The sequence below is a fragment of the Pseudomonas sp. B329 genome (assembly GCF_023127835.1).
Taxonomy (GTDB): Bacteria; Pseudomonadota; Gammaproteobacteria; order Pseudomonadales; family Pseudomonadaceae; genus Aquipseudomonas; species Aquipseudomonas synxantha_A.
This window is the reverse complement of record NZ_SPKP01000007.1, coordinates 91,279-113,693: the sequence shown is the minus strand read 5'-3', so window position 1 is coordinate 113,693 and position 22,415 is coordinate 91,279. Positions and strand designations below refer to the sequence as shown.

Below are 22,415 nucleotides of genomic sequence, written 5' to 3'. Positions count from 1 at the left end.
CTTGCAGCCAAACACCTGTGACTGTTACTCCGCTATCGCAGGCAAGCCAGCTCCCACATTTTGATTTGTGTTCAGGCGTTGCCGGCCAGCTTCAACCGCGCAGCCTGGGTGAAGTCCAACATCCGCTTGAGCGGCCGCACCGCCTGGGGAATCACCGACGGCTCGACGAAAATCTCGTTACTGCCCTCACGCAAACACTGCAATGTACGCTCCAGCGTATTCATCGCCATCCACGGGCAGTGCGCGCAGCTGCGGCACGCGGCGCCGTTGCCGGCGGTGGGTGCTTCGATGAAGACCTTGTCCGGACACAGCTGTTGCATCTTGTAGAAGATGCCGCGATCAGTCGCCACGATAAAGGTCTTGTTCGGCAAGCGTTGCGCCGCAGCGATCAGTTGGCTGGTGGAACCCACCGCGTCCGCCAATTCGATCACCGAAGTCGGTGACTCCGGATGCACCAGGATCGCCGCATCCGGGTACAGCGCCTTCATGTCTTCCAGCTGCTTGGACTTGAACTCTTCGTGCACGATGCAGGCACCGTCCCACAGCAGCATGTCGGCGCCGGTCTGGCGCTGGATGTAGGTGCCCAGGTGTTTGTCAGGGCCCCAGATAATGGTCTCGCCGTTGTCCATCAGGCTCTCGACGATTTCCAGTGCGCAGCTGGAGGTCACCACCCAATCGGCACGGGCTTTGACCGCGGCCGAGGTGTTGGCGTACACCACCACGGTGCGCTCGGGATGCTGATCACAAAATGCGGAAAACTCATCCACCGGGCACCCCAGGTCCAGGGAGCACGTCGCTTCCAGGGTAGGCATCAGGATGCGTTTTTCCGGGGTGAGGATCTTGGCGGTCTCCCCCATGAATCGCACACCGGCCACCAGCACGGTCTTGGCTGGGTGGGCAGCGCCGAAGCGGGCCATTTCCAGGGAGTCGGAAACACAGCCGCCGGTTTCTTCGGCCAGGGCCTGAATCACCGGGTCGCAGTAAAAGTGGGCGACCAACACCGCGTCCTGAGCCTTGAGCTCGGCGGCGATGGCAGTACGCAAGCTTGCCTCTTCAGCAACGCTGAGAACCTTGGGCTGTTTGGCGTCGAGGTGGGCTTGAACCAGTAGGCGTTCGGAAATGTGCGTCATGTTCGCAAGACCTGCAGGCGCAGTAGCGCGAAAGTCGAGTGTACCACCGGCTCGGGAGCCCTTCGGGCGCCGCCGGACGAAGTGTTTTTGTTCATCAAGCACGGGTAAAGCTGAAGCTGCGCAAGGCTACAGAATATCCAATGGATTCAAAAGCCTAATCTGGCAACGAGGCAAGCTGCCGTCCCTTGACCGGGCCGAGCCGATTAGGCGAAGTCTTGACAACAATCCAAACTATCCCACTGCCACTTACACGCCTTTAAACGCAGGAATGACGGGCCTGCACATCTCAAGCCGCACCAAAAATGTGCATAAAAGCACTTAATTACGCGACCTTTCTTACGTATTGTGTGATAAATCCTACAGCGATGTAACAAACCGTCTACCCCTCACTCAAGTGTGGCAAGTCCCGCTGAGTTCACTGTTTGGCTCGGGCGGATGCATCGCGTGTATTTCTACGTTTAAGGAAGTCGAGTGCCACATCAGCTCTCAACCGCACACCTGTGTTGTACCCGAAAACTGGGCATCGCCCTGCTCTGCCTGTGGGCGCTGCCGGTGGCTGCCGCCGATGGCCCACAGCCTGGCCAGGAAGCCCTGCGCTTGCAGCAGCAACAGCAGCGCGATTTGCAGCAATTACAATTGGAGCAACGCCAGCGCCAAATGCAGCGCGGTAGTTTCGGCACGCAACCGGCCACGCCGGCCATGCCAAAAGAGACTGCCAAGGATGAAGGTTGCTGGCCCCTGAGCGGTACGCGTCTGGCCGGAGTTACGCTGTTCACCCGCAGCGAGCTGGACAAACACATCGAACCCTACGTGGCCCCGTGCATGGGCGTCACGCAGATCAACCGCCTGCTGGCGCAGATCACCCAGCTGTACGTCGAGGCCGGTTACATCGCCAGCCGGCCGTACCTGATCAGTGCGCCGGCCGCCGGGCAGCCATTGGATATTCATGTCGAAGAAGGCTACCTGGAGGCCATCGAGTTGGCCGATCAGAGCCTGCCGGTGGCGCTGGGCGGGGCATTCCCCGGGATGCTCGGCAAACCACTGAACCTGCGCGACCTGGAGCAGGGCCTGGACCAGCTCAACCGCCTGCGCTCGGTGGACCTGACCGCCGACATCGCCCCCGGCAGCACACCCGGCGCCTCACGCATCATCCTGCGCTCGCGCAGCAGTGCCTCGCGCTGGGCGCTCGGGCTTGGGGTCGATAACCTCGGCAGCGCCGGCACCGGCCGTGATCGCAACGCCATCAGCGTGAGCCTGGACAGCCCGCTGCAAATCAACGACTCGCTCAACCTGAGCTTCAGTGACACGCTCAACCATGGGCCACGCTACAGCCGCAGCCACAGCCTGTTCTATTCCATCCCTTACGGCTACTGGACCTACAGCCTGTTCGCCAGCCATGCCGAATACCGCTCACCGTTCAAGCTCAGCCGCACGACGCTTTACAACAGTGGCCGCACCGATCAGCTCAGCCTGCGCAGCGACCGCGTGCTGTGGCGCGACCAGGGCCACCAACTGAGCGCCAACCTGCAACTGGCCTACAAGGACGTCGACAGTTACCTGCAAAAGGTCCATCTGGACATTCAGAGCCCGACACTGACGGTGGCCGAAGCGGGCCTCAACCTGTTCTGGCTCAACAGTGCGGTGTGGAACCTGGACGTCAATTACGCCCAGGGCCTGACGTGGTTCGGGGCCGATCGGGATGCCGACCAGGTGCAAAAAAAACACCCCAAGGCGCAGTTCCACAAGTACCGCGCCAACCTCACCCAATGGCGCAACGGCCAATGGTCAGCGCAGCCATGGCAGTGGCAAAGCCAGCTGTCGGTGCAGTACAGCGAGGATGCATTGCCCGCCATCGAACAACTGCTGATCACCGATGACTCGGCCGTGCGTGGCTACCGCGAAAACAGCAGCTCCGGCGCCATTGGCGCGGTATGGCGCAACACCTTGCGCCTGCCGCTCGACACGGGCTTGCCGGTGAAGCTCACCCCGCGCCTGGGCCTGGACAATGCGTGGGTCAAGCACGAACACGGCGCCCAGAGCCAACGCCTGAGCGGCGCCAGCGCGGGGCTCAACCTGAGCTGGAAGAACGTGCAGCTCGACGTCGACTACCAACGCAACCTCAACACCCCAACAGGTTTTCGCCAGGAGCCGGAGGTCTGGCTGACGCGCCTTAGCGTGCAGATATGAGCCCACACCCGTTTTTAGCCTGAGTCACCGCCGTACCTGACCACCCCAGCAGCGTTGCAACGAACAACGCACGTCGCGGATCAGCCAACACAGAGCGAAATTATTTATGCCGACTACTTCACACAGCTTTCACCTTTCTCCCCAGGGCAAACTGCGCTGGGCCATTGCCAGCCTGTTTCTGCTGCCACAGTTGGTACTGGCTGGCGGCGTGACCGTCGTCACAGGCCCCGGCGGCACGCCGCAACTGCAAGACCAGGGCGGTGTGCCCATCGTCAACATTGTCGCGCCGAATGCCGGCGGCCTGTCCCACAACCAGTTTCTGGACTACAACGTCGACCGCCAGGGCCTGGTGTTGAACAACGCCTTGCAGGCCGGCCAATCCCAACTGGCCGGGCAACTGGCCGCCAACCCGCAGTTCCAGGGCCAGGCGGCGAGCGTGATCCTCAACGAAGTGATCAGCCGCAATGCCTCGGCCCTCAACGGCGCCCAGGAGATTTTCGGCCAGGCCGCCGATTATGTGCTGGCCAACCCCAACGGCATTTCGGTCAATGGCGGCAGCTTCATCAACACCCCGAACGCCAACCTGGTGGTGGGCCGCCCGGAACTCAACGACGGCAAGCTGCAAGCCTTGAACACCCGCGATGCCAACGGCCAACTGACGATCCAGGGCCAGGGCCTGCACAACCGCGAGGGTTCCATCAAGCTGATCGCGCCACGCATCGACAGCGAGGGTCGCCTCAGTGCCCGTGATCAATTGAACCTCACAGTCGGTCGCAACCAGGTGGATTTCGCCAGCGGCGAAGTACGCCAGGTCGACCCCGCCGGCAAGGCCCAGGAGCAACGCATCGACGCACGCTTGTTCGGCGCGATGCAGGCCGGGCGCATCAATATCATCAGCACCGCCGAAGGGGCCGGGGTACGTGTGGGTGGTGTGCAGGTGCAAGGCACTGACGGTGTAAAGATCAGCTCGGCCGGTGACCTCGATGTCAGCGGCCAAGTCCACGCCAACAGCCTCGACGCCACCCGCGCCGGGGTGCAGAGCCGCCAGGGCGACGTCGACTTGCGCAGCGCCAAGGACTTGAACCTGGCCGCCACTGACGTAGGCGGGCGCAACGTCAAGCTGGATGCCGGGCGCAACCTGACCCTCAGCAGCCTGGAAAGCCGCAGGCTTCAGGAAAAGCGTGAACAGTGGGACAACAGCAACTTGCTGTTCACCTACGAAACCTACGACCGCACCACCACCGACAAGGATTCCCGCCAGCACGGCAACACGCTCGTCGCCCAACAGGACGCGGCATTGTCTTCCGGCGCCAAGGCCGACATCAAAGCCAGCCACGTCGAAGCGGGCTACGCCTTGCGCGTCAACAGCGGCGCCGACCTGCAGGTGACCGCCGCTACCGAAACCCATGAGACCCGCGACCATGGCAACCATCGCAAGCACCTGTGGAAAGCCAACTGGGACAAATCCAGCAGCGAACAGCGCAGCATCACCAGCAGCCTCAAGGCCGGCCACACGCTGGAGCTGACCAGTAAACAGAAACTGCAATTGCAGGGCGCCGAGCTGAAAACCCCAGGGGACATCCAATTGGCAGGCCGCCAAGTGGACATCACCAGCGCCAGCCGCACCCAAAGCAGCAGTGACAACACCTACGCAGGCGACCTCACGGGCGGCAGCTTCTTCGGCAAGAACGGCGACGGCAACCAGGGCAAGACCTTGAACACCGCCAGCAAGGTGAATGCCGACGGCAAGCTGATCGTCCAGGCAGACGACGTGCGCATCAGCGGCAGCCAGGCCCGAGGCGGCAAGCAGGCCAGTGTCATCAGCGACAAAGGCTCGCTGATGATCGACGGCGTACAAGACACCTCCCACGACAACCGCTACAGCAATGACAGTAAGTTCTTCGGCATCTCCAAGGATGAAAGCCGCAAGAACCTCAAGGACAGCACCGTGGTTGCAAGTAACCTGCGCTCGGACAGCAACCTCAAGCTGCAAAGCGCCAAGGACATCACGGTCAGTGGCTCCCAGGTGTCCGCCGCGGGTGAACTGCAAGCGAATGCCAAGGGCGATATCAAGGTCGCTGCGGCGCAGAACACCGCCCACGACACCACCAGTACCCATACCCGCGGCTTCGATGGCTACGCCAAGGAAACTGAAGGTGTCAGCCGCCAGTACCGTGCAGGCCTGAGCTATGAAGACCAGCAGCAAACCCGCCAGACCGACACCACCCGGCAGCAGGCTTCAAGCATCAACGGCGCCAGTGTGGCGGTTAACGCCGGTGGTGACGTCAGCATCAGCGGCTCCAACCTCCAGGCAACCGAAGGCGATGCCAGCCTGAGCGGCAAAAACGTCGAGCTGTTGGCCGCCCATGACCAGCGCACCGAAGCCGTAGACAAGACCACCACCGGCGGCAGTTTCTACTACACCGGCGGCATTGATCGGGCAGGCAATGGTGCTCAGTTCAGCCACCAGAGCAACCACGACACCGCTGAAAAAACCACCGCGCAAACCAGCGCCGTGGCCGCGACCGGCAAGCTGACCATCAATGCTGGCAACACCTTCACCAGCGAGGGTGCACAGGCCAAGGCCGGTGCCGAGCTGCGCGTCAACGCGGGCCAGATCGACAACCTGGCCGCCCATTCCACCGAGACCAGTACCCACAAGCAAAACGGCTGGACCGCCGACGTCGGCGCCAATGTCGAATACAAAGGCATTACCCGCCCGATCGAAAAAGCCGTCGAGGGTGTGGCCCAGGCCAAGTTCCATCAGCCCGGTTTGCTGGATGCGTTCGAGCAACCCAATGTCGGCCTGGATGTGGAAGTTGGCCACACGAACAAAACCGGCACAACGCAGGACAACACCGCCGTGGTCAGCCAATTCAGTGGCGCCACGGTGCAGGTCGATAGCGCCGGCAAGTTGCAGGATGAGGGCACGCAGTACCGCGCCACCGATGGCGGGCTGACCATCAATGCCGGCGAGCATATCGCCAAGGCGGCAGCCAATACCCACAGCAGCAGCGAGCAAGGCGTGGACGCCAAGGTCGGCGTGCGGGTCTACACCACCACCGGCGAGGACGTGAATGTACGCGGCAGCGGCAGCGGCGGCAGCCGTGATGTACGCCAAGCCAGCAGCACGGCAGTGGTCGGCAGCTACGCGGGCACCCAGGGCGTGAGCCTCCAGACCAAGGGCGATGCAAGTTATGAAGGCAGCCAGTTCAACGGCGGCCAGGCAGGCGTCAACCTCAAGACCGGCGGTGAGTTGGCGCTCAACCAGGCTAACGACACCCAGAGCAACACCAGCAGCACGTTGCGCGGTAACGCGTCATTGACCGTGGGCACAGCGCCCGGCGCCAATGGCACCAACATCAACCTCGGTGCCGGTGTGCAATTGGATAACCAGCGCCTCGACACCCAGGACATCCAGGCCCGCGTCGCGACGCTCCAGGGCAACGGGCCGATCCAACTCGGCAGCGGCGGCGACATGACCCTGCAAGGCACGCAGATCGGCTCCGGCACCGCCAAGACCGGCGATATCAGCCTCAATGCCGGCGGCAAGCTGGACCTGCAAGCCGCCACCCACCGCCACGTCAGCAACGGCAGCAACCTGGGCGGCGGCCTGACCCTTGGCGCCGGCAAAACCAGCAGCGCCGAAAGCAGCAGCAAGACCGGCAACCTCAGCGCCAATTTCAACATCGGCAAGGTGGCCGAAGATGACCAGGGCGTAGTCGTCGGGCAACTGCACAGCAACGGCAAGGTCAGCCTCGCCAGCGGTGCCGATGCAGCCGATGCCATTCACTTGCAGGGTACTCAGGTCAGCGCGGCCAGCGTCAATCTAGACGCACAAAACGGCGGCGTCCTGCAGGAGTCGGCACAGTCGACCCAGGCTCATGACAGCTGGGGCGTGACCCTGGGCGCGGGCGCCAGTGTGGGCAAGACCACCTTGGCCGACGCCGGTGAACACGAGACACCCAAGACCCAACGCGGCATCAATGCGCGGGCCAAGGTCGATGTGGATCACGTGCAAGGCACCACCCAGCACGACAGCCTGATCAAGGCCGATACCGTGGTCATCAACAGTGCCGGCGATACCCGATTGGCGGGCGCACGCATCGACGCCGAGCAGGTGAGCGGCAAGGTAGGCGGCGACCTCGTTGTAGAAAGCCGCAAGGACCAGGTCAACAGCACCCAGGTTCATGTCGATGCCAAACTGGATGTCGAGAAAAACCAGCCTGGCGTGGTCGATAAACTCGCCAAGGCCAGCGGCCCGCTCAAGGACACCGTAAAAGCCAAGGCCGAAGGCGCGTTCGACAAGCATCGCGACAAATTGGAGAACGTGGTCGACAAGGGCACCGGGCACCTGGCTGCGGCCAAGGACAAAGTGCTCGACAGCGTGGTCAACGCCAAGGAACGCCTCGAAGAAAAACTCACCCGCAGCGCCAGTTACGACGTGAACCCCGAGCCCCGCGGCGCCTTCGGCACCCGCGTGGACAAGGCCAAGGCTTACCTGGCAGACAAGACGGATGCGCTGGGCACGCGCCTGTCGGGCTTCAAGGACAAGGTCTGGCCAAAAACCAGCGACAGCTACGTTGTCAGCGGCAAGAACACCACCGGCAGCAAGGTGGCCGATACGGCTGAAAGCGTGTTGTTCGGTGACAAGAGTGGCAACACCAACTACACCCCGACCCTGAACCTGGACGTCAGCCATGTGATCAAGGACAGCGTCGCTCAGGCGTCAGGCATTCGCGGCAGCCAGGGCGTCAGTCTGCAGGTCGGTGGTGATACGCGCCTCACGGGTGCGCGGATCAGTGCCGAGCATGGCAAGGTCGAGCTGGGCGGTTCCAGGGTCACCGCAACCACACTGGCAGGCAGCGACTACCGCGCCGATGTCGGGCTGAATGTCTCCAAATCACCGGTCAACCTCGCACTCGGGGCCAAGGACGAACTGACCCAGAAACAGGACGACGCCACGCGCAAGGATCAAGCCTTGAACCTGGGCCTTCTGCGCGCCGGTGGCCATCGAGAGAGCCAGGCCTTGCAGGCGGGGATTGATCAGGCCGTCAACTAACGCTTAAAACAGCAGAATGCTTCTGTGGCGAGGGAGCTTGCTCCCGCTGGACTGCGCAGCAGTCCTATTTCTCAGGGCCGCTTCGCGCCCCAACGGGAGCAAGCTCCCTCGCCACGGAATCAGCCACTGCCTGCTCGTTCTATGTCAGTTGAACAGCGCCTGCAGGTTCTTCATCGCATCATCGGCAAAGCCTTGCAGGAACGCTTCGAACGCCGGCAGATCCACCTTGCCGCCAGTGCAGGGCTGGCCAATGATGGTCCAGGTCACCAGGCTCTGGTTCGGGCCTTGCGGCGCTACTTCCATCAGCGCCCACAGGTTGCCGATATTCAGTGAGGTGTAAATCAGTGACCAGGTCATCGTCATGGCTTGGTCGTCACGGGTGTTGAGTTGCTCAATCACCACGTTGCCGTCCTTGAACAGTTTCTTGCGGACCGAACGCACACCCTCGCCCGTCATTTCGATATGGGACAACGCCGGAATGAATTTCGCGAAACCCGCAAAATCTCCGACGATACTCCACACGCTGCGCGCATCGCCATTCACGGTGACGCGGGCGACTACAGGGTTGCCGAGCGGGTTACGGACCAGGGTATCGGGTTGTTGCATGAGAGAGCTCCTCTTTTCCGGGGGGCAGATAGTGGGCTCCAATCAAACGCAGTGGGCTGTACAAGTTCAACACCTCCTTGGCGTGGTTATGTGTTCTTGGCTGACTGCCGTAATGCCAAGGCCGCGACACCACACAAGATCAACGCGATACAGGACACATAGAACGCATCGCTGTAGGCCATCAGGTACGCCTCGCGACGCACGGTGTGGATCAAGCCCTCGATAACCTGCTGTTGAGCGGGCAACAGTTGGTTGAAGATAAAACCCTCGCTGTCAGCCATGCTGGCGCGCAGGCGTTCCTGCAAGGACGGGGAAAACAGTGTGATCGACTCCCCTACCCGCTCGGAGTGAAAGCGTTCGCGCAGGGCGACGATCTGCGTCAGGCCTGCCGTACCCACGGCACCGCCAAGGTTACGCAGCATGGAGAACAACGCCGAGGCAGAGCCGGCTTCGTCTTTGGCCAGCCCGGACACCGCCAGTACCGACAGCGCCACCATGATCAGCGGCTGCCCGATACCCCGCACCACGGTGGATGGAATAATCACGTTGGCGGCGCTATCCACATCCAGGTGCGCACCGAGGTAACACCCCAGGGCCATGATGAAAAAGCCGCTGGCGACCATCAGTTTCGGGTTGAGCCACTTCATCAGGCGCGGCATGAACGGCGCCAGTACCAGTTGCACCATGCCGTAGGCGATCAGGCTGATGCCAATCTCCCGGGCGTTGTAGCCCTGCAACTGGGAGAGGTAATTGGGCACCAGGAACACCAGGCCGAACGTGGCCCCGCCGAAGATGAACATCGCCGCGCTGGCCACTCCGAAGTTGTAACTCTTGAGCAGGCGCAGGTTGATAAAAGAGCGGCGGCCATACAGCTGCGACAGTACGAAGTACACCAGGGCAACGCCTGCGACCAGCGACATCCATACGATGAAATCGGAGCCGAACCAGTCCTTGCGCCCGCCCTCTTCCAGCACAATCTGCAACCCCCCCAGGCCGACGATCATGGCGATGATGCCGCCCCAGTCGCCGCGCTTGAGCAGGCTCAACTGCATGGGTTTGGCATCGATGGACCATGCCACCGCCAACAGCAAGAGAATGCCAGGGGCCAGTTGCAGGTAAAAGATCCAGCGCCAGGAATAGGCATCGGTCAGCCAGCCACCAATGGACGGCCCGGCGGCCTGGGCGACGCTGTTGGAGAGCGCGAACAAGGCCATGCCCATCGCGATCTTGCTGGGCGGCAGTTCAGTGATGATCAGTTGGAATGACAAGGGAATCAGCACTGCGCCGGCAGCGCCCTGGATCACCCGAATGATGATCATCACTTCCAGGTTAGGCGCCCATGAACAGGCTATGGACGCCACCAGAAACACAAACGAGCCCACGAGCATCACACGCCGCAGAGAGAACACCTGCACCAGCCACGCGGTAAGCGGGATCATCACAATCTCCGCGACCAGATAGGCGGTGGAGATCCACGAGCCTTCCTCGAACGTCGCCCCCAGGGAACCCTCGATCTCCGGCAGCGCGGCGCTGGTCACGTGCACGTTCATGCCGGCCATGAAACAGCCGAACAGCCCCCCGATTACCGCCACCCAGGCGCGAAAGGAGACGCTCTTTTCAGCCGCTTCAGTCATGTGCAGCGCCCTGCTTATCTGGGCGAGTGTCCACCGTGGTGATCACCGACATGCCCGGCAGAATAGGTCCGCCTTCGTCATGCTCATCAATGACGATCTTCACTGGAAAGCGTTGCACGATCTTGGTGAAATTGCCGGTGGCGTTGTCCGACGGCAACAGCGCGAACACTGCCCCGGAACCTGGCGAGAAACTCATCACATGGCCCTTGAGCTTGCGTCCTGAATAGCTGTCGATGCTGATGTCCACGGGTTGGCCGGCACGCATGTCGCGCAACTGGGTTTCCTTGTAGTTGGCCACCACGTAGGCCTGCTGCAAGGGCACCACTGCCAGCAGCGGCAAGCCTGGCGCGACGTACTGGCGGGTGCGCACTTTGCGCTGCCCTACCACGCCGTCGATGGGCGAGCGAATCAAGGTGTCTTCCTGCGCATGGGTCGCCAGGTTCAACTGCGCCTGGGCCTGACTGCGCCGGGCAATCTGCTGCTGGAGCGAAGCTTCGGCCAATTGGCGTCGGGTGACGGCCACGGTCAAGCGGGTTTCCTGTTGGCGTTGCATGGCCTTGGCAATTTCTACCGCGGCATTGGCCTGGGTGTAGCTGGCGGCGGCCGTTTCCAGACGCTGGGCGCTGGCGGCATGGTCGCGCACCAACCCTTCGTAGCGGCGCTGGTCGAGGCTTGCGCGGCGCAATTCTGCGGCCACACTGCGGGCGTGAGCCTCAGCCTGGGCAACGCCGGCTTTTTGCTGGGCGATCAGGCTATCGGTGACGTGCAGGTTGGCCTCTTGCGCTGCCACCGAGGCCTGGGTCTCGGCCAGTTCTGCACGAGCTTGTGCCAAGCGGGCCTGGTAGTCACGGTCCTCGATGCGCACCAGCACATCCCCTGCCTTGACCGGCTGATCGTCCTCTACCACCACCTCGGCCACATAGCCTGAGACCTTCGGGCTGATAGGAATCCAGTCGGCCCGCACATAGGCATCATCGGTCTGTTCCAGATACCGGCCGACCGTCATCCAGTACACGCCGAACACCACTGCAGCGATCAACAGCGCGGCGCCGCCCAGCAGGAGCAGATGCCTTTTGCGACGTGGGTTGCGCGTATTCGCCTGTTCATCCTGGACAGCAGTTTTTTCATCAACGGCGATATTCATGGTTGGGTACCGGAAAAAGTGGTGTGAGCGTGGGTGGGCGCTGAAGGCTGCCAACCACCGCCAAGCGCCTGAAACAAGCTGATCTGCCGTTGCAGCAACTGGCCGTCGGCGTCGGCGCGAGTGGCCTGCAAGCGGATCAGTTCACGTTCGCTGTCCAACACATCCAGAAAGTCGATAGACCCGGCGTCGTAGTTGAATTGGGCCAACCTGTAGGCGTGGCGGCTGCTGTCCAGTGCCTGGCTCAAGGCCGCGTGGCGCTGGCGTTCGCCGTCGTATAACGCCAGGGCCTGGCGCACCGCCTTGAGGGCCTTGAGCACGCTGGCCTCGAATTGCGCCACCTCTACCTGCTCAAGCGCCCGGGCCTGCTTGACCCGCGCGCGGTTGGCGCGCCAATTGGGGAACTGCCAGGTGATCAGCGGGCCAATGCCGAACATCACCGCGCTGCTATCGCCCAGCTCATGGAATCTGTTGGCTGAGGAAGACACTGAAGCGCCGAAGGTGACCTTGGGGTACAGGTCGGCCTGGACGATATCCACTTGCAGCGTGGCCGCCTGCAACGCTCGCTCGGCCTGACGGATATCGGGGCGGCGCGCCAATAATTGCCAGCCATCGCCCACCGGCAGTTCGGCATTGAGGTGTGGAACCACTTCACATCTCGCAGCGCCAGCGCCTTGTTGCAGATCAGCCACGCCGGTCAGCATTGCCAATTCGTACAGCGCAGCCTGTCGACGCGCCTCCAGCATCGGCAGCAAGGCCAGGGTTTCGCCCTGCAAGGCTTGCATACGCGTGTATTCAAGGTCCGTCACCACACCGGCCTGGCGCTGGCGATCGATCAACGCCAGGCTGCGCCCGACCACGTCCAACGAATGACGCTGGACCTTGGCACGAGCACCGAGGGCACAAGCATTCACATAGGCGCGGGTGGTTTGCGCCACGACCGTGATGCGCAACAGGTCCTCGGCGTCCTGCGCCGCCGCGGCTTGCACCTGGGCTCGTTCGATCGTGCGTTGAACCTGGCCCCACACATCCACTTGATACGCCAATTCCATGCCGGGGTTGAACGCCCATTCTGACGGTGCATGGCTATCGGTGGCCTTGGCCAGGGTCTGATCATCGGCGGTCTTGCCATAAGCCGCCCCCAGTGACGCCTGGGTGGACGGCCAACGCTCGGCATCAGCCTGCATGATCCCGGCCAGCATCGCCTGCACATGGGCCTGGGCTGCCGCCAGGTCACGGTTGTGCAGCAATGCCTGCTGCACCAGCCCATCGAGTTTCGGGTCGTTGTACAACTGCCACCAGCGCTCGGGTAACGCCTGGGCCGATACACCTTGCGGCAAGTGGCTCAGGGCATTGATGCGCTCTGGATGTGACTGTGCAGGCGGGTGAGCAACCCAGGACGAACAACCCGCCGACAACGCCAGCGCAATGCCCAGCAGCGCAACACGGCCATGCCATGGGGGAAAAGAAGGCGAACCCATCGAAGAAATCCAGAAGGCCAAGTAGAGACCCAGGGTAAGAGCGCAACGAGGTACGAATCTCTCGAGTTCCGGACAACCATCGTTTTGATTGGGACAAGGTGCGGGGTGGCTTGGCAGTACTCGGGGCAAATGTGGGAGGGGGCTTGCTCCCGATGAGGGAGTATCAGTTAGCAAATCTGTAACTGACCTACCGCCATCGGGGGCAAGCCCCCTCCCACATTTGAACCGAGGCTGACAGGGAAGCCTATCGCCAAGTCAAATCACACCAATCGACAGTTACTCGGGGGGTAACCCATAGTGCGCTTGAACATCGCAGTAAACGCACTCGGGCTCTGATAACCATGCTCCAGCGCCACTTCCAGGATCGACACACCACAGGCCAGCCGCTGCATGCTGAGCAGCAACCGCGTGCGCTTGCGCCACTCGCCATAACTCATACCCAGCTCTTTCTGGAACAACCGAGCCAGGGTGCGTGAACTCATATTGAGTTGCGCCGCCCAACTCTCCAGTGTCGATTCCTGGGAAGGGTTGTCGATAAAGTCGGCACACAGCGCCTTGAGCCGCGGCTCATCCGGGATCGGCACATGCGCCAGCACCCGTTTCGCGCGGTCGAGCTCGGAGAAAATCAGATCGACAATCTGTAGATGGCGCAGCAACGCCGGCTCACTGTCAGGCTCATCGCCCGCGGCAACAATCAGCTCGCGCAACAACGGCGAAACCCTTATGACCTGACACTCATGCGTCAAGCCGCGATGCGCCCCCGGCGAGATCAACAAGGTGCGCATACGCACCTCGCCGGTCATGCGGATCTGATGCTCCATCGCCGGGGGCACCCACAGGGCGTGCCCGGAAGGCAGCACCCAGGTTGTCTGCTGCACCGACACCAGCATCACACCGTTGATGGCATAGACCAACTGACCCTCGTCATGTCGGTGAGCAGCCACAATGTCGCCGTGAAGATAGTTACCGGCGAGGGCCGCCAACGGGGTATGCACGTTCATTTCAGCAAGCCGCGAGCAGGTCAGGCCGGCCACTGCTGGAAGGATCCTTGGGCATCATGTCGCTTCTCCTTTTTTTGAACAGAGTGACCCATTGGGACTCAGTAGCCACTAGGTCCAATACTAAACAAAGAAAGGGTGCGGGAAATTGCGTATTAGGGTGGGGACTGTGAAAAAACGTCGAGTAAAAATTAAAAAAACCAAAATATCGGCGAGCAAATTTCAAGAAAAAAAGATTATTGCTTTTGGGGATAACAGGGGCTCGCAAAGAGCCCCTGTTCGGGTTGAACCCTAAAACGCGTAACGCGCCTTGACCATCACCCCATCAGCATCAAACCCGCTACGCGCCTGGCGGGTATAGCTGGCGCCCACCGTCAGCGCCGACACCTGATAATTCAGGCCCAGGCTGGCTTCGTAACTGTCACGTGCGACCGAAGCGCCCGTGACGGTAAACGCCGAACCACCCAGCACAAAGCTGGAGGTTTGCGCCACGCGGTCGCCCATCAGGTCGTGATAAGCCATCAAGGTCGCTTCCGGTTGCAGGCTGCCGGTGGCCAACGGGAAGTTGCCGGCCAAGCGCACACCCGCGCCCAACTCGCCCACTTCATAGCGTTGCGAGCCGGTGCTCAGTGCCGCCGAAGAGCCCTTCTCGGTAAAGCTGTCCATGCGCACGTTGGAATAACGTGCCGCCACTCGCGGCTCTATCACGGCAGCATCCGACAGCTTGAAGCTGTAGCCGCCCAGTACGCTGGCCGACAACACATTGCTGTCGTAGCTGCCCTTGGCGGTTGTGCCTGCCACACGACGCTTGCTGTCATTGTCGTTATGGCCATAGCTCAGGCTGCCGTCGACAAACCAGTTCTGCAGCGCCCAGTTGCCGTACAACGACAGCGCATGGCCTTGCACGTCGGTCTTGGTGCCCAGGTCCGAATGGATGTTGGAATTGAGGTAGCTGTAAGCCACACCCACCGTGGTGCTGTCGTTCAACCGACCATCCACACCCACCGCCATGCCGCTGCTGTTGGCCGAATAACCGTTGTCGCCGCTGCGGCCATCCTGATCCATGTTGCTGCTCAAGCCTTGCAACCACACACCCACGGCTTCGCGATTATCACGCTGGCCCGAGAGGCGATTGAGGATCGCGCCATTGACCACCGTCTGGCCCGACAAGGCCACGTCCAGCGCGCCACGGTTGACGTCTGGCTTGAGTTGCTCGCCCACCTGCGCCAACTGCTGCGCGGTGCCCGCGTTGGCCAAGGCCTGGAACACTGGATCATCTGTTGCCAACTGCCCGAGCACATCATTTTTTGCTTCGTTGACCACAGTAACGACCGGCTCAGTGACGCCCGCGCCGGTCAGTTCCTCTTGCACTTGCTGATTGCTCTTCAAACCCACCACGGCCTTGACCGTTTGCGCGTCGGCCGAGTAACTCAGCACATCCAGCAACGACGAAGTGCTGGCGACCGACAGGCCGTTGTTCTGCACACTGCTGGCTTGCAGCAAGGTGTATTCGGTGCCGCTTGGCACGGGGGTGAAATCGCCTGGGTTGGCGCTCAAGGTCACTTTCGATGCCTGGGCGAAATTCGCCGCACCGTTGACCGTCAGGTACGGCGTAGTCGGCACTACGCTGTTGGCCAGACGCATATCAATGCCTGCACCGCTGGCGACGTTGAGGTCACTGGTGAGCACAGTGCCGGGGGCCGACAGATTCAAGGAACCCGAGTTGATCGACACCGGTGCAATGATGCGGTTGCCGGAAAAGTCAGCCTGGCCAGCGATGTTCACCGCGTTGACGTTGAGTACGTCGCCGATGATTTTGCCGCCGGTCCAGTTGAGGGAGGCGCGGTTGGCTGCGTCGATGGCGATGCCGGAGTTGCTGCGGATTTCACCGGCTTGCTGGTTGATTTCGAAGACAGAAGTTTGCTCGGCTGCGTCGACAGAGATGGCCGTGCCATCAGCGGTGATCGTGCCGCGGTTGATGATGCCGCGGGAGCCGGTGGGGTTGTTTTGGGTGAAGGTGGCGCCCAGGAGATCGATCGCTTTGGCGTTGGTGCCTTGGGCTTGGAGCGTGCCGGTATTGAGGATGTAGTCGACGCTGCCATCAAAAAAAGCGATGCCTTTGGCGTCAGCCCCAGAGGCTGACATCAAGCCGCTGTTTTCGATTCGTAAAGGCGTAGTGGCAGTTTCTACCTCAAACGCCCAGGCCTCTTTACCGGTCACCGAGACCGTGCCGGAGTTGAGTATCTTGCCGGCAATACTGGTCTGCTGCGAACCGCGCCGGTCCAGAGCAATACCCAGCGCGTCATCTCCCACCAATGCGATGACACCGGTGTTGGAGACATCGCCCGCCACCTTGGTGCCATGCAAATAAATGCCATTGCCGCCGCCCAGTAAGCCGGGGGCTGGCGGAGTGGATTGAATGGTGCCGGAATTGATAATGCTCCCACGGATGGTGGCCCCACCGACTTCAAAACCTTCATAACCACCGTTGTTCATCGTAATTTTTCCGGCCTGGATCACGTCACCCGTGATGGTGCTGGGGCCAGGGTTGACGGTTTGAACTATCTCCGGATCCACGGAAAACGCTTGAATGAAACGATTTTCGGCGTCCAACACAATATCTGCGCGACTGATCAAAGATCCCTGGATATTGGTATTGGCGACACTCACCCCTCTCCAATTACTAATGCCTTGGTTGGCGGTCAGATTCGTGGGCTGAGTCAGTGTTCCAGTGAGCGTTAATGACTCATTGAACGTCTCGCTTATCCAATTAGTCTTGCCTTGACCAATATCCACTTCAACCGCCAACGCCTGGCCGCTGATTGCACCGACCACTACGGCCAACAGTTTTTGCTTGAACGGATTTCGCTTCATTTGAAAACTCCATGTACGACAGATGGCATCGCCATGAACCCTGGCGATTAGAGGTATAAAACAATCGACTACAACAAGCGCCGCTGCACCGCCTCATCCAACGTGCTGCGGGTCAGGGCTTGCACCACCTCATGGGTGTCCTGGCGGAAAGGCACGGCAACGATCAACAGCAACTGCATCCAGGTACGCAGTGATTCACTCTTGCGCACGCGGCCAAGCTCCTTGCCGTCCTTGTCCTTGAATACAGTCTCCAGGGTGAAGGTGTTCTTCGCGGTAGAAGGAATGATGAAAAACGTCACCCCGGTAATGATGGCCGACGCCATGCTGAACTGTTCGTTGTTGTACAAAGTAGCCTCAACATAGAGATCCGCCTCGGCCTTATCCGTACTCACCCACGCAAAACGCCCAGATTCACGAAAGCCCTCGGTAACCGTCGCTTCCCCAACCGCTGCCGCAGCTCCCGCAGCCGTATTGGCCGGCCCACCGTTGACTTGATTCATGACCGTGGTGCGCACGAACACCTTCGGCTTTTGCTGCGGCGCATTGGCCGTGGGTGGCCACTTCTGCACGGGAGGCAACTCGTTTTGCGAATACGTCACGCAGCCAGACAACAGAACCGCAGCGAGCACCACACAGTGCTTTATTGAACCGATCATTTTTGTTCTTCCTTAAGTTGTGGTTGTGCCAACTTTGCCGTGGCGTTATCGAGCAGGGTTGACACCAGTTCATTCAACTTCTTGACCCCCATCACCGGCGACCAATACTCCCGCCCGTAAAGCCCCACGTTGTGCTCAAACTTGATCTGCTGCTTGGCGGCAGCCAGTTCTTTACCGTTACGGTCAACGATCACCAGATCACCGGCCATATCGAAACTGTCGACGTAGATGGGCCCGTTTACCCAAATCCAGATCGTCAGGGTCAATAAAGCCCCCGGGATGTAAGCAGGGTGCGGCGCGCGATGGCCCTTGAGCGATGTCATGTTGAACTTGAGCACCACGTCGTTCTCGCCCAGGCGCACGGGGTATTCGGTGACGTCCTTGAAATAGCCACCGGCCTTGACGTATTGGTTGAGCTGATGGGTGAGTGAACGGCTGATGGCGGTGCGTGTGGCCTCGTCAGCGTCTAGGATTGCGACGGAAACGTCGGCGATTTGTGCGGTACGGGGACTGCTGACTTTCGCGGGGTGGGGAGGAGCACTCAATGGACCGGTGACGGTGTAGGAAACGCAGCCGGTCAGGGACAATGCCGTGAGGAGTGCGGCGGTTTTGAAGAGGGTTTGGAGCACGGAATGTCCTTATTGAGTGTTTTGATTTGTTGGAGTGAAACTTTTGGAGGAGCGGAATAAGGGATGTATCGCAGGGATGCCATACATCTCTGATGTGCAGCCTTTATAAATGGCAGGGGTTAGCAAAATGGATAGCCGTAAATGCTAAGTAAGTGCCATTCAAATCTATTCCCTTTTTTGGCGGTCCATTCTTGTAAGTGCGAGGACGGGAATACGCTGCGCGGGGTCGGTGATGTCATACACATGCTGCTCACAGCCCGCGCCGACGATCACGAACTCCACCAGGTAAACCTTCTGCTTCTGCGGCTTGAACTCCGAGCTCATAGGACCGCAGGCGTAGACAATTTTTTCGGCGTAGCGGTAGTAGTTCGAGTCATACACCCGCGACTCACCCAACACCTCGATTGTCTGCCCCGGATCAGCCAACACTTCTAACTGCGGGAAGCGCTTGACCGCCGCGCTGTTGACAACCTCACTCATCTTGGCGATCCAACCGAACACCTTGCCCCGGCCCGAATCCACCACCATGCCGAGGATCTCCGGCCGCTGATCGGCATCACCGCCACGGCGCACGGAGAACTGCACAGGGTAGGTAAAACCGGTGGCCCGCATGATCACCTTGGCTTGCTCGGCATCGGCCACGACCTTGTTCTGCTGCAACTGCACGCCGTCTTTGAGCAGGCTGGATGACGAGTCGCGAGCATTGGAGTGACAGCCCGCGAGGATCAGGGCCGAGAGGATAAAGGCAACTTTTCTCATAAGGGTTTTCCGTATAGATACATGGGCCATGCAAGGATCAAAAACTCAAAAAAAATACGACCCCGTATAAAAACAGGGCGAATCCGGCCAACGCCGCTCGCCACTCCGGGTCGGCATCCTTACTCATGCCGCCCGGCGCGATGGCCACCCTGGCGCCTCGCGCATAGCTGTAGACCGCCTGGCCAAACCACAACTGCACCAGCACCATGAGGAAAAAGCGCTTCCAGTTACCGTCAAATCGTAGAAAGCCATTGAGTAGCGCAGCCAGGAGTACGACCAGGCCAATGCCGTGCTGATATTTGTATAGGTTCGCGATCATGCTACCCACCTTTGACTGCACCTTTGAGGTCTTCAATCAACTTGTCCTACACCCGCGCAGTACCCAAGGCATTGGAAAGTCGCGAAGCGGTTTCCGGCGTAACGCCCTTGGTCACTGCAAACTTTTCATAGCCCATGCTGAGTGTGTACCTGTGGCCGCTTCCGGAAGTTCTTCAAGTAGCGAGACAGGAAAGAGACCGTCATCGAGGTGTTCGACAGCCCAGCACTTTCGGCGTCCGTTGTCATCGCCGCGCCCGCCCCCAGGAAAAACCCGACGTCGCTCACCATTTTCGCGTCGGCGGCCCTGATCCACTTCAGCGTATTGACGTCAGCCAGGTCGACGTTGGCGCCGACCGCGATACGTTCAGCACTGCCACCTGATATAAAGCGCGGGGTGTACAATACGCCCTCGATCGTGACCGGTACCTTGTATGACTAATCAAAATAAATCCGCCCCTTTTTTTGCCAAGACAGGCCGAATCTGGCTATGCGTTTCCGTTCCGTTGGACTTCAAACCGTTCTACGAAACGTAAAATAAATAGTGGCAATGGCTCATACCCACCAAACTAGAACATCTATTTAAACTTTATTGATGCAAGCGTTTTCTCGCCATAAACTTTATAACTTTCAATATCCCCCGCAGCCATATTAAATGCTGCAATTATGAGATTTTTGTCTGTAACCATATATATTTGCATATTTAATATATCAACATCTAACCCCTTAGATATGAAGGTTATCCGCCATGCTTTATAACCATCGACAATGGCTGGTGATGCTTGAGGAGTCAGGTTTCTCATGGCATTCATCATTTCATCTTTAATCTCATCAACCTTGACAAACTCTGGTTTTTTTAGTTTTGATATACCAAAAGATACAGAGCCACTTTCATTGGCATAAATCACCTGAGGCCTTTTTTTTCCTGCGTATTTTATTTCAGCTAGATCTTCAGGCAGCAGTGTAAATTCGCGTGGAATTTTTACACTCAAATTCAAGGACTGAATGTCCTCTGTTTTCATACTCACATCTAACGCTGAAGAATTTGTCGAAAATATTAATGCTACGATACACATTACCATGTTAGTAAGTTTAATCACATTGCAACCCCCATTAAAAAATTAAATTGTGGTTGATAAAATAACGGCCTTGCTTCGCGCCGTTGCTCATCATCAATTCTCAGTTTCAGACTCAATCGTGGCAGCTACCAGCGGTGGAGGGTGCGCGAGTGCTTTTTCTACGGTATTCGGTAATGAAATTCCTAGACCTTCGGAGCAATCAACGCTGGTTGTTATCGAAGTTGTGGTTCATTGGTCCAGTCTCTGGATTTTGTTCTTAACCACCCCGTGGAAAAAATGACAAATCCCCGGGACTGCTGCCATCAGCATGATGAGCGGTGCCCAGCCTTCGGCAATGGCTTTCTGGTCCACCGGTTGTTCGGCGGCCAAAACCAACATAACAATGGCTATTACCATGAAAACAACTAGCACGCCGCAATAGAATGCAGACCTATACGCCTTGCGTAACTGTGCCTCGACTTTCAGTAGGTGAGCTTTTTCGCTGTTCATAGCGGCATCCTTTTGAGTGTATGTCCCAATTAAAATCGTGACCTACCCAACCCATCACTTACATGTGAAACACTTGATTTTTCTAAATAAAATTGGCGTTTTATAGCCGCCCAGCTTGGCTAAGCATAGAGCTATGCAAGCACACAAAAATAAATCCACATTATTAAAAAACATTTCAATACTATAACGAGCCGTAAAAAATTTAGCCTACACTCGCCACAAAAAGACTAATCAAATAAATCCGTCCCCTTTGTCCGATAAAAACCCATCAAGCCTTCAGTTCATATCCGCCCCAAAAAGACTGATAATCCGCCTCTTTTTCTAAAATATATACAGCTAACAATTTTCTATTATTTTTGGCTTTCCAGGCCCAAGCCATATTATTTTTCTATAAACTCCAGCCAGCAGTTTTTGATCTCTTAAAAATTCAAACACTTCAGCGGGACACCAATCTGGCCCATCGGAAAAGCAAACCCCCTCATCTCGTAATTTTTCGAATAGCCTTATCTTAAACTCCTGATCGGGAGCCATTAATGATAGCGTTGTTTGCTCCTTGCCTGACACAGCGACGAAGCCTAACTCTTCGAGTAATTTAATCACACTACCGTCTATGACTTTGACTACTACTTTCAATAACGCCCCTTCTGAAACAAAGGCCTTCGCAACAGAACTCATTTCACTAATTGTGGGCGTTAAGTAAGTGTCATTCAAATCTGTCCCCTTTTGCTCGAGTCTAAAGCGCCAACTATTTCTTCCTTTGCACCCACTCAATACCCGACTTATCTAAACTGGCCCCCAATATCCTTGAAAAGGAGCTTGAGGAGAAACCAATCTCCACGTTTCATTTGACACTATACACTTGAACCATTTCTCTTCAAATCCTGGCCCCGCATAGCTGTCCTGAACAGGAGTCTGCTCTGTAATCCCAGATTTAACCTGTTCGGCGATCCAGGCAGAAAATCGTTCATACTCCCTAGGAGATGAAAACCCCTCTATAACTTCCCAATTACACTCATTCATTGTTTTATCCAAGAAGTGTCAATTTTGAAATCTTTCGGAAACAGCACCTGGTTACCACCCCCAACTAGTCCACCTTGAGGAGCAGCGACACCTTCAAAATACTTAGTCCTATAGGAACTTCAATTTTGACGACCTTTGTAGCAGTATTCCCCCATTCGGGTTTCAAAGCGCTGTCAATAATCGACTGGCCAGGGCCTGCTGGCTTTGTCGCTGTCCAATAGCCACCTAGCTCCTGCGCAGTCCCACCATAAACACGATACAACATGGTCGGTTGTTGAGTAACGATCTCTGAGTACGTACCGCTACGAAATGTGTCCGCGATTCCTTTCGGTAACGGGCCCTGATTCAAAGGCCC

At 58.6% G+C, this 22,415-nt stretch carries 17 protein-coding genes; 2 read left to right on the top strand and 15 right to left on the bottom strand.

The features are described 5' to 3' along the window. Window positions 1-71 precede the first annotated feature (71 nt). Window positions 72-1,130, bottom strand: a complete 1,059-nt coding sequence (gene nadA / locus E4P00_RS04810; RefSeq protein ID WP_032879720.1) for a quinolinate synthase NadA — start codon at window positions 1,128-1,130, stop codon at window positions 72-74. Between the two features lie 471 nt (window positions 1,131-1,601). Here nadA and E4P00_RS04805 point away from each other — a divergent pair, with 471 nt between their 5' ends. Next, the gene (locus E4P00_RS04805) at window positions 1,602-3,317 is read left to right on the top strand and encodes a ShlB/FhaC/HecB family hemolysin secretion/activation protein (protein ID WP_248130820.1); all 1,716 of its coding nucleotides are present in this window, start codon (window positions 1,602-1,604) and stop codon (window positions 3,315-3,317) included. Window positions 3,318-3,423: 106 nt separating this feature from the next. Then, entirely contained in the window at window positions 3,424-8,379 is a 4,956-nt protein-coding gene (locus tag E4P00_RS04800) for a hemagglutinin repeat-containing protein (protein WP_248130818.1), read from the top strand. 144 nt (window positions 8,380-8,523) lie between these two features. Here E4P00_RS04800 and E4P00_RS04795 read toward each other — a convergent pair whose 3' ends face one another. From E4P00_RS04795 to E4P00_RS04730, 14 genes are all read right to left on the bottom strand, one after another. Continuing rightward, window positions 8,524-8,985: an SRPBCC family protein gene (locus E4P00_RS04795; protein ID WP_032879718.1), complete on the bottom strand. Its 462-nt coding sequence runs from the start codon at window positions 8,983-8,985 to the stop codon at window positions 8,524-8,526. An 86-nt stretch (window positions 8,986-9,071) separates the two neighbouring features. Then, window positions 9,072-10,619: an MDR family MFS transporter gene (locus E4P00_RS04790; protein WP_248130816.1), complete on the bottom strand. Its 1,548-nt coding sequence runs from the start codon at window positions 10,617-10,619 to the stop codon at window positions 9,072-9,074. Next, complete coding sequence (locus E4P00_RS04785; protein ID WP_148852616.1) at window positions 10,612-11,763, bottom strand: HlyD family secretion protein; 1,152 nt, start codon at window positions 11,761-11,763, stop codon at window positions 10,612-10,614. The genes E4P00_RS04790 and E4P00_RS04785 overlap by 8 nt, the downstream gene beginning before the upstream one ends. Continuing rightward, the gene (locus E4P00_RS04780; protein WP_248130814.1) at window positions 11,760-13,241 is read right to left on the bottom strand and encodes a TolC family protein; all 1,482 of its coding nucleotides are present in this window, start codon (window positions 13,239-13,241) and stop codon (window positions 11,760-11,762) included. Before E4P00_RS04780 ends, E4P00_RS04785 begins: the two co-directional genes overlap by 4 nt. A 260-nt stretch (window positions 13,242-13,501) precedes the next feature. Next, window positions 13,502-14,242 carry a helix-turn-helix transcriptional regulator gene (locus E4P00_RS04775; RefSeq protein WP_248130812.1) on the bottom strand — a complete coding sequence of 247 codons (741 nt, stop codon included), beginning with the start codon at window positions 14,240-14,242 and terminating at the stop codon, window positions 13,502-13,504. A 288-nt stretch (window positions 14,243-14,530) separates the two neighbouring features. Next, the gene (locus tag E4P00_RS04770; protein ID WP_248130810.1) at window positions 14,531-17,113 is read right to left on the bottom strand and encodes an autotransporter outer membrane beta-barrel domain-containing protein; all 2,583 of its coding nucleotides are present in this window, start codon (window positions 17,111-17,113) and stop codon (window positions 14,531-14,533) included. 68 nt (window positions 17,114-17,181) lie between these two features. After that, complete coding sequence (locus E4P00_RS04765; protein WP_216092030.1) at window positions 17,182-17,769, bottom strand: hypothetical protein; 588 nt, start codon at window positions 17,767-17,769, stop codon at window positions 17,182-17,184. Then, complete coding sequence (locus E4P00_RS04760) at window positions 17,766-18,398, bottom strand: hypothetical protein (RefSeq protein ID WP_122733607.1); 633 nt, start codon at window positions 18,396-18,398, stop codon at window positions 17,766-17,768. Before E4P00_RS04760 ends, E4P00_RS04765 begins: the two co-directional genes overlap by 4 nt. 165 nt (window positions 18,399-18,563) lie before the next feature. Beyond that, entirely contained in the window at window positions 18,564-19,157 is a 594-nt protein-coding gene (locus E4P00_RS04755) for a hypothetical protein (protein ID WP_248130808.1), read from the bottom strand. A 37-nt stretch (window positions 19,158-19,194) separates the two neighbouring features. Then, entirely contained in the window at window positions 19,195-19,476 is a 282-nt protein-coding gene (locus E4P00_RS04750; protein ID WP_216092033.1) for a hypothetical protein, read from the bottom strand. A 125-nt stretch (window positions 19,477-19,601) separates the two neighbouring features. Beyond that, complete coding sequence (locus E4P00_RS04745) at window positions 19,602-19,877, bottom strand: hypothetical protein (protein WP_248130806.1); 276 nt, start codon at window positions 19,875-19,877, stop codon at window positions 19,602-19,604. Between the two features lie 173 nt (window positions 19,878-20,050). Continuing rightward, window positions 20,051-20,572, bottom strand: a complete 522-nt coding sequence (locus E4P00_RS04740; protein WP_248130804.1) for a hypothetical protein — start codon at window positions 20,570-20,572, stop codon at window positions 20,051-20,053. A 207-nt stretch (window positions 20,573-20,779) separates the two neighbouring features. Next, entirely contained in the window at window positions 20,780-21,040 is a 261-nt protein-coding gene (locus E4P00_RS04735) for a hypothetical protein (RefSeq protein WP_248130802.1), read from the bottom strand. Window positions 21,041-21,376: 336 nt separating this feature from the next. Next, complete coding sequence (locus E4P00_RS04730; RefSeq protein ID WP_248130800.1) at window positions 21,377-21,751, bottom strand: hypothetical protein; 375 nt, start codon at window positions 21,749-21,751, stop codon at window positions 21,377-21,379. Between the last annotated feature and the right edge of the window lie 664 nt (window positions 21,752-22,415).

Bases quoted from the DNA above. Each gene is read 5' to 3' on its own strand.
- nadA (WP_032879720.1), bottom strand. From the start codon at position 1,130: ATGACGCACATTTCCGAACGCCTACTGGTTCAAGCCCACCTCGACGCC.
- E4P00_RS04800 (WP_248130818.1), top strand. From the start codon at position 3,424: ATGCCGACTACTTCACACAGCTTTCACCTTTCTCCCCAGGGCAAACTG.
- E4P00_RS04795 (WP_032879718.1), bottom strand. From the start codon at position 8,985: ATGCAACAACCCGATACCCTGGTCCGTAACCCGCTCGGCAACCCTGTA.
- E4P00_RS04790 (WP_248130816.1), bottom strand. From the start codon at position 10,619: ATGACTGAAGCGGCTGAAAAGAGCGTCTCCTTTCGCGCCTGGGTGGCG.
- E4P00_RS04785 (WP_148852616.1), bottom strand. From the start codon at position 11,763: ATGAATATCGCCGTTGATGAAAAAACTGCTGTCCAGGATGAACAGGCG.
- E4P00_RS04780 (WP_248130814.1), bottom strand. From the start codon at position 13,241: ATGGGTTCGCCTTCTTTTCCCCCATGGCATGGCCGTGTTGCGCTGCTG.
- E4P00_RS04775 (WP_248130812.1), bottom strand. From the start codon at position 14,242: ATGAACGTGCATACCCCGTTGGCGGCCCTCGCCGGTAACTATCTTCAC.
- E4P00_RS04770 (WP_248130810.1), bottom strand. From the start codon at position 17,113: ATGAAGCGAAATCCGTTCAAGCAAAAACTGTTGGCCGTAGTGGTCGGT.
- E4P00_RS04765 (WP_216092030.1), bottom strand. From the start codon at position 17,769: ATGATCGGTTCAATAAAGCACTGTGTGGTGCTCGCTGCGGTTCTGTTG.
- E4P00_RS04755 (WP_248130808.1), bottom strand. From the start codon at position 19,157: ATGAGAAAAGTTGCCTTTATCCTCTCGGCCCTGATCCTCGCGGGCTGT.
- E4P00_RS04750 (WP_216092033.1), bottom strand. From the start codon at position 19,476: ATGATCGCGAACCTATACAAATATCAGCACGGCATTGGCCTGGTCGTA.
- E4P00_RS04735 (WP_248130802.1), bottom strand. From the start codon at position 21,040: ATGAACAGCGAAAAAGCTCACCTACTGAAAGTCGAGGCACAGTTACGC.